The 16,460-nt window shown below is 65.3% G+C and carries 14 protein-coding genes; 6 read left to right on the top strand and 8 right to left on the bottom strand.

The features are described 5' to 3' along the window. Window positions 1-99: 99 nt before the first annotated feature. The 6 genes from glp to AAFG13_RS05610 all read right to left on the bottom strand — a co-directional run bounded on the left by glp (window position 100) and on the right by AAFG13_RS05610 (window position 6,645). On the bottom strand, window positions 100-1,311 hold the full coding sequence (glp, locus tag AAFG13_RS05635; RefSeq protein WP_342711384.1) for a gephyrin-like molybdotransferase Glp: 1,212 nt from the start codon (window positions 1,309-1,311) through the stop codon (window positions 100-102). A gap of 13 nt (window positions 1,312-1,324) precedes the next feature. Beyond that, window positions 1,325-1,963: an HAD family phosphatase gene (locus tag AAFG13_RS05630; RefSeq protein WP_342713555.1), complete on the bottom strand. Its 639-nt coding sequence runs from the start codon at window positions 1,961-1,963 to the stop codon at window positions 1,325-1,327. A 1,147-nt stretch (window positions 1,964-3,110) separates the two neighbouring features. Beyond that, window positions 3,111-3,440 (bottom strand): His/Gly/Thr/Pro-type tRNA ligase C-terminal domain-containing protein, encoded by a 330-nt coding sequence (locus AAFG13_RS05625; protein WP_342713553.1) that lies wholly within the window; start codon window positions 3,438-3,440, stop codon window positions 3,111-3,113. Further along, window positions 3,379-4,311, bottom strand: coding sequence for a threonine--tRNA ligase (thrS, locus tag AAFG13_RS05620; protein WP_342711383.1), 933 nt, complete (start codon window positions 4,309-4,311; stop codon window positions 3,379-3,381). The genes AAFG13_RS05625 and thrS overlap by 62 nt, the downstream gene beginning before the upstream one ends. A 265-nt stretch (window positions 4,312-4,576) precedes the next feature. Beyond that, window positions 4,577-5,239 carry a response regulator transcription factor gene (locus AAFG13_RS05615; RefSeq protein ID WP_342711382.1) on the bottom strand — a complete coding sequence of 221 codons (663 nt, stop codon included), beginning with the start codon at window positions 5,237-5,239 and terminating at the stop codon, window positions 4,577-4,579. Next, on the bottom strand, window positions 5,236-6,645 hold the full coding sequence (locus AAFG13_RS05610; protein ID WP_342711381.1) for a histidine kinase: 1,410 nt from the start codon (window positions 6,643-6,645) through the stop codon (window positions 5,236-5,238). The genes AAFG13_RS05615 and AAFG13_RS05610 overlap by 4 nt, the downstream gene beginning before the upstream one ends. Window positions 6,646-6,866: 221 nt before the next feature. Here AAFG13_RS05610 and AAFG13_RS05605 point away from each other — a divergent pair, with 221 nt between their 5' ends. Beyond that, entirely contained in the window at window positions 6,867-7,802 is a 936-nt protein-coding gene (locus AAFG13_RS05605; RefSeq protein ID WP_342711380.1) for a DUF2380 domain-containing protein, read from the top strand. Window positions 7,803-7,909: 107 nt separating this feature from the next. After that, a complete protein-coding gene (locus AAFG13_RS05600; protein ID WP_342711379.1) occupies window positions 7,910-8,821 on the top strand; it encodes an amino acid ABC transporter substrate-binding protein in 912 nt (303 codons plus the stop codon). Window positions 8,822-8,863: 42 nt separating this feature from the next. On the opposite strand, the gene AAFG13_RS05595 is transcribed toward AAFG13_RS05600, so the two are convergent. Then, entirely contained in the window at window positions 8,864-9,016 is a 153-nt protein-coding gene (locus AAFG13_RS05595; RefSeq protein WP_342711378.1) for a hypothetical protein, read from the bottom strand. A 57-nt stretch (window positions 9,017-9,073) separates the two neighbouring features. On the opposite strand from AAFG13_RS05595, the gene AAFG13_RS05590 reads away from it, so the two are divergent. From AAFG13_RS05590 to AAFG13_RS05575, 4 genes are all read left to right on the top strand, one after another. Beyond that, window positions 9,074-10,090, top strand: a complete 1,017-nt coding sequence (locus AAFG13_RS05590) for an ABC transporter substrate-binding protein (RefSeq protein WP_342711377.1) — start codon at window positions 9,074-9,076, stop codon at window positions 10,088-10,090. A gap of 173 nt (window positions 10,091-10,263) precedes the next feature. After that, window positions 10,264-10,536, top strand: coding sequence for a hypothetical protein (locus tag AAFG13_RS05585; RefSeq protein ID WP_342711376.1), 273 nt, complete (start codon window positions 10,264-10,266; stop codon window positions 10,534-10,536). 136 nt (window positions 10,537-10,672) lie between these two features. After that, window positions 10,673-11,860: an NADH:flavin oxidoreductase/NADH oxidase gene (locus AAFG13_RS05580; protein ID WP_342711375.1), complete on the top strand. Its 1,188-nt coding sequence runs from the start codon at window positions 10,673-10,675 to the stop codon at window positions 11,858-11,860. 186 nt (window positions 11,861-12,046) lie between these two features. After that, the gene (locus AAFG13_RS05575; protein ID WP_092114580.1) at window positions 12,047-13,396 is read left to right on the top strand and encodes a S41 family peptidase; all 1,350 of its coding nucleotides are present in this window, start codon (window positions 12,047-12,049) and stop codon (window positions 13,394-13,396) included. A gap of 178 nt (window positions 13,397-13,574) precedes the next feature. On the opposite strand, the gene AAFG13_RS05570 is transcribed toward AAFG13_RS05575, so the two are convergent. Continuing rightward, a complete protein-coding gene (locus AAFG13_RS05570) occupies window positions 13,575-16,307 on the bottom strand; it encodes an EAL domain-containing protein (RefSeq protein ID WP_342711374.1) in 2,733 nt (910 codons plus the stop codon). Between the last annotated feature and the right edge of the window lie 153 nt (window positions 16,308-16,460).

Raw genomic sequence — 16,460 nt, 5'->3', positions numbered from 1 at the left:
AAATCATGAACGGACACTATATGTTCGATATGTGTTCCGCAACCACTTAATTTCCGGTGAACGCATCCGGCGAGCGCACAAGCGATGCGGTCTGCGCTGTCACTTGGGCAGTGTCAGGATCTCGCATTCGCTGCCTTTGGCGGCGGCGGGCGCAAACGGCGGACGCACGAGAAGTGCCCGTGCCGCAGCGAGATTCCCGAGCAGCGACGAGTCCTGCTGCATGACAGGCGTTGCGATCAGCGTGCCGTCCTCGCGCTCCTCGAGGCGGGCGCGCAGATAGTCCTCGCGCTGGTCGTTGGCGGCGATGTCGCGGCCGAGCAATGCGCTCTCGCGGCGATGATGAACAGCTTTTCGGCCGCTCAGCGCCCGAATCAACGGCACCAGAAACAGGAAGGCGCAGACATAGGAGGACACCGGATTGCCGGGCAGGCCGATCACCCGCATCGCGCCGAGCCGGCCATGCATCATCGGCTTGCCGGGCCGCATCGCGATCCGCCAGAACGCCATCTCGACGCCTTCGGCTTCCAGCGACTGCTTGACCAGGTCGTGGTCGCCGACCGAGGCGCCGCCGGTCGTGATCAGGATGTCGGCACCCGTCTCTCGGGCCCGGCGGATGCCGGCGGTGGTGGCCTCCACCGTGTCGGCGGCAATCCCGAGATCGACGGTCTCGGCGCCTTCGGCGCGCGCCAGCGCCCGCAGCGCATAGCCGTTGGAATAGACGATCTGGCCGGGGCCGGGCGTCGAGCCCGGCATCACCAGCTCGTCGCCGGTCGCCAGCACCGCGACCTTCGGACGGCGGTGCACCGCGAGGTCCGGATAGTTCATGGCGGCCGCCAGCGACAGCGCGCGATCGGAGAGGCGGCTGCCGGCATCGAGCAGCACGTCGCCTTCACGGAAGTCGACGCCGGCCGGGCGGATATGCCGTCCGGCGGCAGCTAGCTCGGTGATCGTGATGTGGTCGCCGTCGACGGCAGTGTCTTCCTGGATGATGACGGCGTCGGCGCCATGGGGGATCACGCCGCCGGTGAAGATCCGCACCGCTTCGCCGGCGCCGACCGTGCGCTCGAACGGCCGGCCGGCGGCGACTTCGCCAATCACCCTGAGCCGGGCCTTCAGATCACCAGCGTCGACCGCGCGCACGGCATAGCCGTCCATCGCCGACATCGGCTGCGGCGGCTGGGTGCGCCGCGCGGCGAGGTCGCGCGCCAGGGTGCGGTGGTAGGCGGCATCGAGCGCGACCATCTCCTCCGGTAGCGGTTCGGCGCCGGCGAGGACGGCGGACAGGGCATCGGCAACCGGCATCAGGGCCACGCTCGGAGCTCCTTCAATCCAAATGTTCAATACCAAGTGCAGTCAGAGCCCTCGCCACGTCATCCGTCGATGTCACGTGGATGGCATGAAGGCCACGCGCCCGCGCGCCCTCGATGTTGGCGGCCAGGTCGTCGAAGAACAGGATCCGCGACGCCGGCACGCCGATGGCTTTTACCACATGATCGTAGGCCTCGGCGTCGGGTTTCCGAAATCCGATCGTCGAGGACAGGAAAACGTTGCGGAAATGGCTGAGCAGCTCGGCATGGATGACCGAGAAATGCGCAACGTGCGCCGGATTGGTGTTGGAGAAAGCGTAGAGCGGCATCCGCCTGGCGGCGGTGGCGAGCAGGGGTGCAATCCCCGGCATCTCGCCGGTGAAGATCGCATTCCAGCCTTCGAGGAACTGTGCATCGGTGAGGTTGACGCCGAGCGTCCGGCGCAGGTTTTCGAAGAACGCCGCGTCGTCGATCCGGCCGATCTCGTGATGCTTGAAGCTGTCGTCGACGACAAATCGCGTGGCGAGGTCGGCCGGCGCGCAGCCGGCATGCCGCGCCCAGCGCGCCATCACCTTCTCGAAGTCGATGTCGAGCACGACGCGGCCGATATCGAACAGCAGCACGTCGACGGAATCGGGAGAGAGTTGCGAGGTCATTGCGTGAAACCGTGTACGAGAATTGCGGGCGGGCGGCAATGTCCCCGATTTGTGCGGCAGGCATGCGACGAAGGCAGCGGGGTGTCGTCCCTGCGAAAGCAGGGACCCATAACCACAGAGGCGTGTTGTTGATGAGGGCTGTGACCCCAGCGTCGCGCAACAATGGGCACTTGGGGTAATGGGTCCTGGCTTTCGCCAGGACGACGATGAGGATGGTTCTCGCGCGATATGACGCACTGTCATTGCGTACTTCATCTCGGTGTCATCGCCCGGCTTGATGTGCGGACCGGGCGACCCGGTATTCCAGAGACGCCGGTGCTTGAATCGAGAAGCCGCAGCGTACTTGATCGCCCGGTCAGGTGTTCAGGCCAGGCGATGACAGTTGGAGCGAGGACGCAGCTTCGCACTCTCGCGACATCATTTGCCCGAGCCTTGCTCTTCGTTCCGCCGTCTCTCTTGAAGAGGGCGCAAGGAAAGCCGGATGCCGATGGCACCCATGGGACCGAGCAATGAATTGAACTTCGGATAAAGCGAAGAAGTTTTGCTGCGGGGTTTGCGCCGGGCAAATCAGTGATTGGGCTTACGGGCTTCGATGCGCAGCGACTTGCTGCTTGCCGGGCAGACCTCTCATATCCTGGAAAGCGCCAGGCCGAGGTAGGCGATGAGCGCGCCGGTGCTGAGGATGACGACGACGAGCGCCTGCTCTGAACGTGCCTGCAGGGTTTTTCGGCTCACGGCGATGATGCTCCATCCTTCAAGATCATGCTGTCCAACTCACGTCGGCTGATATCCGTTCCGGTTCCTGCCCGGGAACTTTCATCCATGTCAGCCGCGCGGGCGCGCTCGGTCTCCTCTCGTTCCGGGCCAGAAACGCGCAACGCCGCCCGCATTGAAATACGACGGGCGGCGTTGGTTCTAGCCCCAGGAGGAATGGCAAAATCCTGACGTTATGGATACGCGCGAGCGAGCAATAAGGTTCAGTCTTCGACCCGTATGAATCCGGTAACTCCGAAGGAGCAAAGGAAAGCGCCGGGGCGAGGTCTAGGATGGTGTGACCAAGTTGCTCTGGCCTCAGCGTGTACCCCCTCGCTGGGGCCCTTTGTTTGGGTCGCGGAGCTCCCGGCACAGCGGGCAACGCGCAGCGAGTTCACTCGGCGTCCTTGCCCGGACGAGCACGCGCTCGAAGCGCCTCAACGGCGTCAGCCAGCGGCAAAACGGAGACGGCCCCGGGGCGCTCGCGGAGGCTCACGGTTCCTTGTTGCGCTTCGCGTTGCCCGACGACCGCCACGACTGGAATACTCGCCTCATGCGCGGCAACGATCCGTCGCGACAGGGTGTCGGCGCTGGCGAACAGGACGCCTCTGACGCCTTCAGCTTCGAGCGCATCAAGAACCTTGACCGCGTATTCGGAGTGATCACGAGATCGGCGCGACCGCGACCTGGTCGGGCGACAGCCAGAACGGCAGCGCGCCGGCATGATGTTCAAGCAGCATCGCGATGAAGCGACCGATTGAACCGAATACGGCATGGTGGATCATCACCGGGATCGCGCGATGGCCGTCCGGTCCGACATAGGACGCGTTGAGACGGCCCGGCAAAACGCTGTCGAGCTGAACCGTTCCGCATTGCCAGGATCGGCCCAGCCGGTCGCGCAGCGCGAACTCCAGCTTCGGCCCGTAGAAGGCACCTTCGCCGGGCTGGATCGTGTACGACAGGCCGCATCGGCGCGCGGCCGCGGCAAGGGTCGCTTCCGCCCAATCCCATAATTCGTCCGAGCCGGCGCGCGCGGCCGGCCGGGTGGAGAGCGACACCTCGGGCGCCGGGAAGCCGAACTCGGCATAGACTTCAGACAGTAGCGCAACGAAGCGGGCGACTTCGTTGGGCACGTCCTGCTCGCGGCAGAACACATGGGCGTCGTCCTGTTCGAAGCCGCGCGTGCGCATCAGTCCGTGCAGCGAGCCCGACGGTTCATCGCGGTGACAGACGCCGAACTCGGCGTAGCGCAGCGGCAGGTCGCGCCAGGAACGCAGGCCCTTGTTGAAGATCTGGACGTGGCAGGGACACGACATCGGCTTGAGCGCCATTGCGCGCTCGCCGTCGGCAAAACCGAACATGTGCGCGCCGAATTTCTCCCAATGGCCGCTTTGAATCCAGAGCTCGCGGGGCAGCAGCTGGGGCGTTCGAACCTCGGCATAGCCCAACCGGCGCATTTTCCGGCGGATGTAGTCCTCCAGCACACGATAAAGCGTGTTGCCACGCGGATGCCAGAACACCATCCCTGGCGCATCCTCCTGGATGTGCCAAAGATCGAGATGCGTTCCGAGGCTTCTGTGATCGAGATCGTCCATAGCTTGCTCTCCTGATTGGAAGCAGCGCGGACGAGTTTGCGCATGAAAAAAGCCCCGTCCGTCGCCGGCGGGGCCTTGTCTGGTCGTGCAGTCTGTTACCGCATACGACCAGGAGACGACCCGCCAAGGCTGGTCGTCGCGGTGGTCAAAGACATGGAACAGATGTTGCGCATGTCGCTATTCTGGATTGTCTCCCCGGTTTCGTCAACCTGCCCGTAACACGAGAACGGCTGTGGGGCGGCCTCAGTCATTCGGCGATGCGGGCTCACCGTTCGCCCAGATCGATCTGCGTCAGGATACCTTGCCGGAGTGCGAGGCGGACCAACTCGATATCCGTGCCTACGCCGAGCTTGTCCTTGATCAGGGAATGGAGGTTCGCGACCGTCTTCGGGCTGAGATGCAGCGCCTCGGCGATCTCGTCGGTGGTCTTCTCCGCCAGCAGCATGCGCAGCACCTCGAATTCCCGCGCAGTCAGGAGGTCGGCGGCGGCGCTCTCGCCGGCGAGGTGGCTGAGCGCGAGCTCGTGATCGATATCCGGGCTGATCGCGATCTTGCCCGACAGCGCATCCATCACGGCATGCACCAGCGTCTCCGGCGGGCTGGTCTTGGTGACATAGCCGCTCGCGCCGGCGCGGATCGCCTGCACGGCAAACGCCGCGTTCTGGTGCATGGTGAACACCAGGATCTTTGCCCGCTTGTCCCACTGCCTGAGGCGACGGATGGCCTCGATGCCGCCGATGCCGGGCATCGACAGGTCCATGATGACGAGGTCGGGCCCGGTTTCCTTGTAAAGGCGGTAGGCCTCGACGCCGTCGGAGGCTTCGGCGACGACCGAGAGCCCAGGCTGTTTCTGCAGCATCGCCCGGTAGCCCTCGCGGACGACGGCGTGGTCGTCGACCAGCATGATGGTTCGCGCCGTATTGCTCATGCCGCGCGTTCCACAGGTGTGGCCTCTCGGCCGGCCGCGACGGGAACGCTGACACGGAGCGAAGAGCCGTTGGACTGTCCGGCCTCGAAGCTCAGCCGCCCGCCGAGCGCGGCGACCCGCTCACGCATGCCGAGCAGGCCCATGCCGGACTTGACCGGTGGATCACCCGGCCGGCCGTCATCGTCGATCGCGAGCACGATCTCGCTGCCTCCGCCGGCCGAAGCCGTCTCGCGCATCTCAAGCCGCAGCATGACGCGCGTGGCGCCGGCGTGCTTGGCTGCGTTGGTGAGCGCCTCCTGCACGATACGGTAGAGGTTGGCGCCGGTGGAGGCGGGGATGCGCTCGAACGATCCCGATATGGCGATCTCGAACGGCGGCTGTCCCCGGCTGCGGCCGTTCCAGCCGGCGATCAGGCCCTCCAGGCTGGACGCAAGGCCGAGTTCGTCGACATCGGGCGGGCGCAACCTGAAGAGGGCGCCGCGCAGCGTCTCCATCATGTCGGTCGCGGTCCGCGCGATGCCGTCGCATTCGGCGAGCAAAGGCGGGCAATCCTGCACCGCGGTCAGGCGCGCCGAGGCGGCGAGCGCGCGGATCGCGGCCAGCGATTGCCCGAACTCGTCGTGCAGCTCGCGCGCCAGATGCCGGCGCTCCTCGTCCTGCACCACGATCAGTTTCTGCGTCAGCGCGTTGCGGTCGGAGAGCGCAGTGGCGAGGCGCTCGGCGAGATCGTTGAAGACGTCGCCGATCGCCGACAATTCGGCGAGATCGAACGGCGGCAGGCGTGCGGCGAGGTCGCCTGCGGCGATCCGCTCGAGCCCGTCGCGGATCAGCCGCGTCGGACGCAGCGCACGCGACAGCGCCGCATAGACCAGGGCGCAGAGCAGCGGCAGCGCGAGCATCAGCACCGCCATCAGCCGGCCGGCGTCGTGCCAGGCTTCCGTCGTCAGCACGGCCGGATCGACCCAGACCACGGCCTCGCCGATCGCCTGGCCGCGCGCAATCACCGGGCGCACGGTCTCCCGGCCGGGATCGAACAGGCGGCGATAGAGCGCCGCAAAGGCCTGCGGCGGCACGGCCGTATCGGTCTGCGTGCCGCCGCAGAAGCGCTGGCTGATCTCGCCGCTATTGCTGCGAAACGCGAGGCACAGGCCGGGCGCCATGACCGAGGCGGCAACGCTGTCGAGATCGGGGAAATCGGAGCGTGGATTGTTCAGCCACTGGATCTTGCTCTGCTGCAGCTCCAGTGTCCTGGCGGCGACATCGGCAACGGCAGCGATCCTAGCGCGCACCGAGCGGTCGGCCTCGATCAGGAAGTAGCCGGAGATCGCGGCAAAGCAGAGCATCGACACCGCAGCCACACGCAACGTCAGCCGCAGCTTCAGATCGCTTCCGGACCAATTCCACATCGGCGTATCCTCCGAGGTCGCAGACGACCTTCGGCGCGTGGTTGCGGGCAGGGCCGTCATGCCCATTAAACGGCAGAACGGAAGCATCGAGAAGCACTGCCTTGGGGACTGACCACGGTCGTGAAATTTTCCCGGCAACGGCCGGGAGGCGTTCCGCTGCGGCGCGGATGCTGGCCGGCCTAGGCTGCGATCGACCCGCATCAGCCCTGAAAGGCCCGATCATGCGCCAGTCCTGCCTCGTCGTGCACGTCCTCGCGTTGATCGGCCTTCTGGCCGGATCTTGTCCGCTGCACGCCGAGGCCGGCGTTGCCGCGGCTCCGCCGCTTGGCGTGAGCATCGATGATTTCAGCTATGTCGACACCTCCGGTGAGGTGATCGATCAGACCGCTGCGCATCAGAAGCGGCTGGATGCGTTCATGGCCGCGCTCCGCGCCGACATTGCCGCGGAGCCGCGCTATCGCTTGGTCGCGCCCCCGGCGCCCAAGGGCGAGGCCCAAATCAGGGTGGTCGGCGGCGTGCAGAAGATGAGTACGCTGATCCAGTGGGCCAAGGTGGCCGTCATCGATGTCGGCGCGAGCCGTGTTCTGTACGAAAAGCTCTACACATTTCGTGGCGACAATGACGAGGCCTGGGACCATGCGCGGATGTTCGTGTCGCGCGAGGTGCGCGCCGTTCTTGCCGCTGCGCTGCCGACGGCACAGGCCGCCGCCGTGGCGCCGATCGGGCTTGCGGTGTTCGCGTTCGAGCTCGAGGACAATTCCGCGGCACCGTCATCCGGTCTTGCCAGCTCCGATGCCGCCACGCTGGCCGATGTCACTCAGGGCGTCCGCGACCGGCTTGCGCAATCGGGCCGCTACCGCCTGGTCGATACCGGCGGCGCAATGGCTGAGCCCGTCAAGGCGCGGGCACTGCGCGACTGCGACGGCTGCGAGGCGGCGATCGCGCAGAAGCTCGGCGCTGATCAATCGCTGATCGGTGTGATCAGGCGGGTCAGCCGGACCGAATACACGGTCGGTTTCCAGGTGCGCGACGCCCGCAGCGGCGCGGTCGTCTCACGCGGCGACAGCGGCTTGCGGATGGGCGCCGATTATTCCTGGACCCGCGGCGCGGTTCACCTGGTCGGAGACCGCCTGCTCGCGGATGGGGCGCAGCAGTAGCGATCCGGACCATAGCAAAGCGCGATAGCTGATAGACACATCATCTTCTATCGCCGGGCTTGTGTGTGGGCTATCACCGCCATCCGATCACCGCACAGGAGCCGCCGATGCGTTTGCCCGCCGTCCTTTTCGCGCTCACGCTCGCTGCAAGCCCCGTGGCGGCCGAAGAGCCGTCGGGTACGCTGCAGAAGATCAAGGAGACCAGGAAGGTCACGCTGGGCTTTCAGGAGGCCTCCGTTCCCTTCAGCTATCTCGACGACAATCAGCGGCCGATCGGCTTCGCGCTCGATATCTGCCTCAAGATCGTCGATGCCGTGAAGAAAGAGCTGGGTATGCCCGACATCGCGGTCGACTATCTGCCGGTGACGTCGTCGAACCGCATCCCGCTGATGGTCAACGGCACGATCGATTTGCACTGCTCGGCGACCACCAACAGCGCCGAGCGCCAGATGCAGGTGACCTTCACCAACTCGCACTTCCTGAGCGCGACGCGATTTGCCGCCAAAAAGTCCGCCGGCATCAACACCATCGACGACCTCAAGGGCAAGTCGGTCACCGCCGTTGCAGGCTCGGTGAACCTCACCCAGCTCATCAAGGTCAACACCGAACGCAAGCTCGGCATCAACGTTCAGCCGGCCAAGGACCAGGCCGAGGCGTTTTTGATGCTGGAGACCGATCGCGCCCAAGCCTACGCGCTCGACGATGTGCAGCTTGCGGTGGCGATCGCGCGATCCAAGCAGCCGGCGCTCTACATGATCAGCGAGGAGGCCTTCTCGAAGGCCGAGCCCTTTGGAATCATGCTGCGCCGGGAGGACGCGCCGTTCAAGGCGCTCGCCGACCGCGCGACGGCCGAGCTCTACCGGAGCCCGGAGATCGAGGCCATGTACAAGAAGTGGCTGGAGCAGCCGACGCCGCCGAACGGCATCAACTACAACGTCCCGATCTCGCCGGCACTGAAGAATGCGTTCGCCCATCCGAGCTCGAGCTTCGATCCCGACGTGTACGAGATCGCGAAGTAGCGCCGCTGTCGTAGCCCGCACGAGCGAAGCGACATGCGGGTTTCAATTGTGGGCGCCGATGCAGCGGTCCCGGATATCGCTGCGCTCATCCGGGCTACGTTTCGTCGTCGGATATTGTTTTTCGCGCCAAGCCGTCAATCCTTGGAACGGCATTTCGCGCGCGCGGCGAAAAACGAAATAGCGTCTCATATACATCGGCGGGATTTCTCCTAAGCTTGCGGCGTAGCGATTTCTGATCAGGAGCCTGCGCCGGTGACCACGCCATTTGTCTTTTCGCGACGTTCTGTGCTCGGCGTGCTCGCCGGAAGTCTGGTTGCCGGCGGCGTGCGCGCGGAAACCGCGGCGGGCGTCGGCGCCGATCTCGGCGGCGTCACCTTGCGTGTCGCCTATTACAAGGGCGGCTGGCGTCCGCTGCTGCAGGCCGCCGGCGAGGACAAGACGCCCTACAAGATTGAATGGAAGGAGCTCAACAACGGCGTGCTCCACATCGAGGCCCTGAACGGCGATGCGCTCGACGTCGGTTCGGGCAGCGAGGTTCCGGCGATGTTTGCCGCGCGCCAGAACGCCAAGGTGCGCTTCATCGCCGTCACCCATGAGGATCTCAACATCCAGGTCACGGTGGCGGCAAAGGACGCGCCGATCCATTCGATCGCCGACCTCAGGGGCAGGCGCGTCGGCTACGTGCGCGCCACCACGGCGCATTACTTCCTCGCCAAGCAGCTCGAGGAAGCAGGGCTTGCATTCAGCGATATCGAGGCCATCAATCTGACGCCGTCGGACGGCTACTCGGCGTTCGCCTCCGGCAAGCTCGATGCCTGGGCGATCTACGGCTACAACGGACAGCTCGCCATCGCCAAGCAGGGCGCGCGGCTGCTCAAGACCGGCGTCGGCTATCTCTCGGGCAACTTCCCGATCTACGCCAATCCGAAGGCGGTCGACGATCCGCTACGCCACGCGGCCGTGAGCGATCTGTTGCTGCGGATCCAGCGCGCCTATGCGTTTGCCAACAAGAATTTTCCCCTCTATGCGGCGGCGCAGGTGGCCGAGACCCATCTGCCGTTGCAGGACATCCTCGACCAGTTCGCCCGCCGCAGCGACGACTTCTCGCTCGCCGGCGTGAGCCCTGACGTGCCGGAGACCCACCAGAAGGTCGCCGACACCTTCCTCAAGCTCGGCGTGCTCGACGCGCGCGCGGAGGTCGGAAAATTCTGGGATACGAGCTTCAACGACGCGATCGCTGTGGGCGCAGCAAAGCTCGCGCGGAGTTGACGGCCGTCGTGAGGATGTAGCCCATATGGGCTAGGTGATCGACGGGCAGGTTCCCGGAGATCGCGGCATTCTTCATCGCAAAACAGACGAGAGAGTTCCAGCGCGATCGCCGCCGGCTTGTGCCGTGCTGCCATGCAGGCCGGAAAGCTTGCAGGCCGCGCCAGGTCCGTACCATGATGGTGGGCAGTTCGAATGCGGGTCTGGTCAACGGGCCGGGCACGGCCTCCGAGGGGCGGGGCCAGTTTTGTTTGCAGCGGATGATTGTCGCTCATGCTGATTGTTGCCCGGAGCCGAAATTGAATCACGACACGTTGGCCAAGCTCACCGTCACCATCATCGTCCTGGTCGCGCTGCTGGTCTGGCGTGTCGCCGACCAGAAGAAGGCGATCGCATGCGGGCTGGACTGCCCGACCGACCTGTCGGCGAACCGGAAGCCCGCACAATAGGAACAGCCCGTTGACCGATGTCGCCTCGGTGGTGCGCGCCGCGCGCCTCTATCGGCCGTCGCGCGGCGCGTATATCGTTGGCGGCAAACACAAGATCGGTCCCGCGTGCCGGGTAACGACGTGAGGTGAGGAAGCGATGTCCGATATGCTGTTGTTTTCGCCGATGACCATCCGCGGCGTCACGCTGAAGAACCGCATCGTGGTGCCGCCGATGCATCAGTATTCCGCCGAGAAGGGCTTTCCGACTGACTGGCACCTGATGAATGCCGGCAAGTTCGCCGCCGGCGGCGCCGGCCTCGTGATCGTCGAATCGACCAAGGTCGAGCGTCGCGGTTGCGGGACGATCGGCGATCTCGGCATCTGGGACGACAAGTTCGTCGCGCCGCTCAGCCGGCTCGTCAGTTTCATCAAGCAGCAGAACGCGGTGGCCGGCATCCAGCTCGGCCATTCCGGCCGCAAGGCGCGCGCAAGCCGCCCCTGGGAGGGTGACCGTCCGCTCGAACGCAGCGCCGCAATCGAGGACTGGGACGCCTGGACCCCGGTGGCGCCGAGCGCGATCGCCCATAGCGAGCGTTGGCCGGTGCCGCGCGCGCTGGAAACGCAAGAGGTGAAGGATCTCGTCGCGGCCTGGGGGCAGGCGGCGCGGCGCGCGCACGAGGCCGGGTTCGAGGTGCTGGAGCTGCACGGCGCCCATGGCTATCTCGTGCACGAATTCCTCTCCGCGCGCTCCAACCAGCGCAGCGATGAATATGGCGGCTCGGAAGCCAACCGGATGCGCTTCCTGATCGATGTGACCGAGGCGGTGCGCACGCACTGGCCGGATCACAAGCCGCTGTTCGTGCGGCTGTCGGTCGAGGACAATGCCGGCTGGGGTCCGGAACAGAGCGCACGGCTGGCGGCGATCCTGAAGCCCAAGGGCGTCGATGTGATCGACTGCTCGTCGGGGGGAATCAGCGAGATGGCGCCGATCCTCGGCAAGGAGATCAAATACAACTATCAGGTGCCGCTGGCGGAATATGTCCGCCGGCATGCCGATATCATGACCATGGCGGTCGGCCTGATCATCCATGGTGACCAGGCCGAGCGAATCCTGCGCGATAAACAAGCAGATTTGATCGCGGTCGGCCGGGAGATCCTCAATAACCCGAACTGGCCGATGGACGCCGCGCTGAAACTCGGGGTTGAAGGGCCATTTCGCCATGTTCCTCCGCAGTTTGGCTATTGGCTGGGCACCCGGGCCAAGCGCGGATTCGGGACCCGGCCGTCGACTTGGCAGAGCGGGTTGCGGGAGGCTGGGCCAGAGACCGACCGGGAGCTGACTTGAGGCCGGCTTTGGGGTGACTAAATGCTGATTTTGGGGCTGACCAGGGCATCGTGACAGGACCGTAATGGTCCAGTGACAAGGCGGCCTTGATCCGACCAAAAAGCCGTTGTGTGGTGCCCCCGTCGGGGTGGGGCAGGCGAACGTTGCGGAACGTGGCCGGCCGATAGCGAAAAAGGATCGCGGATAATGCGCAAACATGTTGGCTTCTTCCTCGGGACGGTTGCGGGAGCGTGTCTCACCCTGCTCGTGGCCTCGCCGCAGGGGGCGCATCTGTTCGCCGTCGCCAATGCCGCCGCGCATGCCGACAACACCTATTCGCAGCTCAACCTGTTCGGCGAGGTGTTCGAGAAGATCAAGACCGACTACGTCGAGAAGCCCGAGGACTCCAAACTCGTCGAAGGGGCGATCAACGGCATGATCTCCTCGCTCGATCCGCACTCCCGCTACATGAACGAGAAGGGCTGGGCGGAGATGCAGGAGACCACGCATGGCGAGTTCGGCGGGCTCGGCATCGAGGTCACGATGGAGGACGGCTTCGTCAAGGTGGTGGCGCCGATCGACGACACGCCGGCCTCGCGCGCCGGCATCATGTCGGGCGACGTGATCACCTCGATCGACGATGAGCAGATTCAGGGCCTGACGCTCGACCAGGCCGTCAACAAGATGAAGGGCGCGCCCAACAGCTCGATCCGGCTGAAGATCATCCGCAAGGACGCCGACAAGCCGATCGAAGTCTCGATCACCCGCGAGATCATCCGCGTCCGCCCGGTGAAGTATCACGTCGAAGGCGGCGACATCGGCTATATCCGCATCACCTCGTTCAACGAGCAGACCACCGAAGGCCTGCGCAAGGCGATCGGCGAGATCCAGAAGCAGGTCCCGCAGGACAAGCTCGACGGCTATGTCGTCGACCTCCGCAACAACCCGGGCGGCCTGCTGGACCAGGCGGTCTCGGTGACCTCGACGCTGATGCAGCGGGGCGAGGTGGTCTCGACCCGCGGCCGCAATCCGGAAGAGACCCAGCGCTTCACCGCCCATGGCGGCGACATGACCAAGGGCAAGCCGCTCGTGGTGCTGATCAATGGCGGCTCGGCTTCGGCCTCGGAGATCGTCGCCGGCGCGCTGCACGACCACAAGCGCGCGACCCTGATCGGCACCCGCTCGTTCGGCAAGGGATCGGTGCAGACCATCATTCCGCTCGGCGCCGGCAATGGCGCGCTGGCGCTGACCACGGCGCGCTATTTCACCCCGTCGGGCCATTCGATCCAGGCGCTTGGCATCAAGCCCGACATCGAGGTGCTGCAGGACGTGCCGGACGAGTTCAAGACCCGCTCCGAGATCAAGGGCGAAGCCTCGATGCGCGGCCACCTCTCCGCCGAGGGCGCCGAGCAGACCGGCTCGCAATCCTACGTGCCGCCGGACGAGAAGAACGACAAGGCGCTGGCCGCGGCGTTCAACCAGCTGCGCGGCGTCACCGTGAACGCCGACGCCAAGAACGCGGACAAGGCCGCGCAGAAGCGGCCGGTGCCGAACTAGAACCTGACCCATCCGGGCTACGCAGCCGCCAAAATATCGAAAACAACCCCATGCAAAGTAGCCGGTGGTGGCTGGCGCTCGACCAGGCAATTTGACACGTCGGGCAATTTCAGGGTATTTTTCCAATATTCCGAAATTGTACAGACGCCCGCTTCGGGCTCGCGACGTCCGAGAAGCGTTACGCCGCGCCGGCGACAGGCCTCCGCCGGCGCGTGACGCCCGGACCCGCAGCAGGGCCACGGCGATGTCCGGCCAAGAGCTCGCGGATCTGGGCGGCCGGCTTCGGCGGGCTGAACAGATAGCCCTGCATTTCCGAACAGCCGAGCTCGCGCAGCAATTGCTGCTGCTGTGCGGTCTCGACGCCTTCCGCCGTCGTGGTCATGCTGCGCTCGGCGGCGATGTTGACGACGGCCTCGACGATGCCAGCCGAACCTTGCGGATCGGCGATATCGGTGACGAAGCAGCGGTCGATCTTGATCTTGTCGAACGGGAAGCGCTTCAAATAGCTCAGCGACGAATAGCCGGTGCCGAAATCGTCGAGCGCGATCCTGATGCCGATGGCGCGGAGCTGGTGCAGCGCGGCCAGCGCCGTCTCGTCGTCGCGGATCAGCACCGCCTCGGTGATCTCGAGCTCCAGCCGGCCCGCCGACAGGCCCGATGCCGCCAGCGCCGCGATCACCTTGAGCGCCAGCGTTCCGGTCCGGAACTGGACCGGCGAGACGTTGACCGCGAGCTTGATGTGATCGGGCCAGTTCACCGCTTCCTTGCAGGCCGTCATCAGCACCCATTCGCCGAGCTGGTTGATCAGGCCGGTTTCCTCCGCGATCGGCACGAAGTCGGCCGGCGAGATCATGCCGCGCACCGGATGGCGCCAGCGCACCAGCGCCTCGCAGCCGGTGATCTCGTTGCTGCGCAGGTCGACGCAGGGTTGGTAATACACTTCCAGCCCGCTGCCCGCGGCGATGGTCTGCCGCAGCTCCACCTCGAGCTCGCGGCGGGCGCGGGCATCGGCGTCCATCGCCGGTTCGAAGAAGCGCGAGACGCGCCGGCCGGCCGACTTCGCCGCATACATCGCGAGGTCGGCGTTCTTCAGTATCTGGTCGAGATCGGTGCCGTCCTTCGGCGCCAGCGCAATGCCGATGCTGGCGTCGGTCGTGACCTGGTGGCCGAGGCATTGATAGGGCGAGCGGATCACCTCGTAGATGCGCGCGACGAGGTCGGTGACCTCGACCTCGTTCTTCACGCCGGTCTGCACGATCGCGAATTCGTCGCCGCCGAGCCGGGCGACGAAATCGCCGTCGCCGATTACGCCGGATAGCGTCCGTGCAACGGACTTGAGTAGTTCATCGCCGACCATGTGGCCGAGCGAGTCGTTGACGCCCTTGAATTCGTCGATGTCGATATAGAGCACCGCGAGCTGGCTGTCGGGGGCGACATGCGGCAGCTCGCGCTTGATCTCCTCGTGGAACAGCGCGCGGTTCGGCAGGTCGGTGAGCGCATCATAGTGGGCAAGATGCGTGATGCGCTCCTCGGCGCGGCGGCGCTCGGTGACGTCCTCGTGGGTCGCAAGCCAGCCGCCATCGGCCAGCGGCTCATTGACGACCTGGATCGAGCGCCCGTCCGGCGTCACGATCACCATGGTGTTGCGGATGCCGACGTCGCGCAGCACGAGATTGACGTAGCGCTCGACGTCGCCCTGGAACGAGCCGGTCAGGTGGCGATGCACGATGACGTCGCGGAAGCTGCAGCCGGGCCGGATGACGTCGGCGGACAATCCGTACATCTCGATATAGCGCTTGTTGCAGATCACCAGCCGCTGCGCGGCATCGAACAGCAACAGCCCCTGCGTCATGTTGTTGACGGCGGTGTCGAGCCGGAGCTTCTCCAGCGTCAGGCGCTGCTGCTGGGTGCGGTGCTGCTGCAACAGCTTGCGCACCACGAGCGTCAGCAGGATCGCGATCGCCAGCACCGATGCTGCGGTCACCGCGATCAGGATGCCGATCTGCTCGCGCCAGTTGGCGAGCGCCGCGTCCGTGGTGGTGGTGGCGACGACGACGATCGGGAATTTGGTGAGCGCCCGCGACGACACCAGGCGGTCCTTGCCGTCGACCGGGCTGGTCAATCGCGAGGTGCTCTGCGGCAGCTCGAACACCTTCTGCTGACCGGCCGGGCCGCTCCGAAAATTCTTCCCGATCATGTCCTCGACATGGGGATAGCGCGCCAGCAGCGTGCCGTCGCGATGGTGCATCGAGATCGCGGCGCCTTCGCCGAGCGCAACGGTCGAGAAGAACTTCTCGAAGGTTGCGGGCTCGATGCCGCGCCCGACCACGCCGAGGAACTCGCCATGCGGACCGGTGACCTTGCGGACGATGACGGTGGTCCACCTTCCGTTGACGCGGCTCACCACCGGCACGACCTGCATGTCGGGCGAATACGGGCTCGATTTGAAAATCTGGAAGTAGCTGCGATCGCCGATGTTGGCCTGCGGCAAAGGCCAGGCACCCGAGCTGTTGATCAGCGCGCCGTCGGCGTCGAACACGTTGAGGCTGCCGACATTGGACAGCGCGTCCATCTTGGATTTGAGCATCGCATGGATGTCGGCGGCGGACATCCGGCGCTTGTAATTCTCCGGGGTCGCGATGCCGTTGTCGCGCATGAACGCGATCAGGTCGCGCTGGACCACCTCGAGGTCGTCGAGCTGCTGGTCGAAATGCCGTGCCAGCAGCAGCACGGTGTTCTCGAGCTCGCGCTCGCTGTTGTGCAAGGCGCGCTCGCGGAAATTCTCGGCCATCAGGGTGGCGCCGATCGCGATCGCGGCCATCAGCACGGCGCCGCCAAGGATCAGCCAGCGGATCGGACCGTTGCCGATCACCGAGGTGACGTTGAACGAGGCACTGCCGTTTTGCTTCATCTGACGCTATCGCTTCCAGGCGTTTCACCCGGAAGTAGCTTTCGTGCACCTCCGGCCCGCGAAAGTCGTATCCAAACGAGATGGAGCGCGGGTTAGCGAGATTGGTTAACGAATGGTTGCGCGTCTTCGCGAAGGGCCATCCCTGCGCATCGG

This window comes from Bradyrhizobium sp. B124, assembly GCF_038967635.1.
Lineage (GTDB): Bacteria > Pseudomonadota > Alphaproteobacteria > Rhizobiales > Xanthobacteraceae > Bradyrhizobium.
The sequence above is the reverse complement of the archived record's forward strand: the minus strand, read 5'-3'. Positions and strand labels throughout refer to the sequence as shown.

Coding starts and splice junctions, on each gene's coding strand:
- AAFG13_RS05630 (WP_342713555.1), bottom strand. CDS start 1,963: ATGACCTCGCAACTCTCTCCCGATTCCGTCGACGTGCTGCTGTTCGAT.
- AAFG13_RS05625 (WP_342713553.1), bottom strand. CDS start 3,440: ATGCCGGCGCGCTGCCGTTCTGGCTGTCGCCCGACCAGGTCGCGGTCG.
- thrS (WP_342711383.1), bottom strand. CDS start 4,311: ATGGACGATCTCGATCACAGAAGCCTCGGAACGCATCTCGATCTTTGG.
- AAFG13_RS05615 (WP_342711382.1), bottom strand. CDS start 5,239: ATGAGCAATACGGCGCGAACCATCATGCTGGTCGACGACCACGCCGTC.
- AAFG13_RS05610 (WP_342711381.1), bottom strand. CDS start 6,645: ATGTGGAATTGGTCCGGAAGCGATCTGAAGCTGCGGCTGACGTTGCGT.
- AAFG13_RS05605 (WP_342711380.1), top strand. CDS start 6,867: ATGCGCCAGTCCTGCCTCGTCGTGCACGTCCTCGCGTTGATCGGCCTT.
- AAFG13_RS05600 (WP_342711379.1), top strand. CDS start 7,910: ATGCGTTTGCCCGCCGTCCTTTTCGCGCTCACGCTCGCTGCAAGCCCC.
- AAFG13_RS05595 (WP_342711378.1), bottom strand. CDS start 9,016: ATGTATATGAGACGCTATTTCGTTTTTCGCCGCGCGCGCGAAATGCCG.
- AAFG13_RS05585 (WP_342711376.1), top strand. CDS start 10,264: ATGATGGTGGGCAGTTCGAATGCGGGTCTGGTCAACGGGCCGGGCACG.
- AAFG13_RS05580 (WP_342711375.1), top strand. CDS start 10,673: ATGTCCGATATGCTGTTGTTTTCGCCGATGACCATCCGCGGCGTCACG.
- AAFG13_RS05575 (WP_092114580.1), top strand. CDS start 12,047: ATGCGCAAACATGTTGGCTTCTTCCTCGGGACGGTTGCGGGAGCGTGT.
- AAFG13_RS05570 (WP_342711374.1), bottom strand. CDS start 16,307: ATGAAGCAAAACGGCAGTGCCTCGTTCAACGTCACCTCGGTGATCGGC.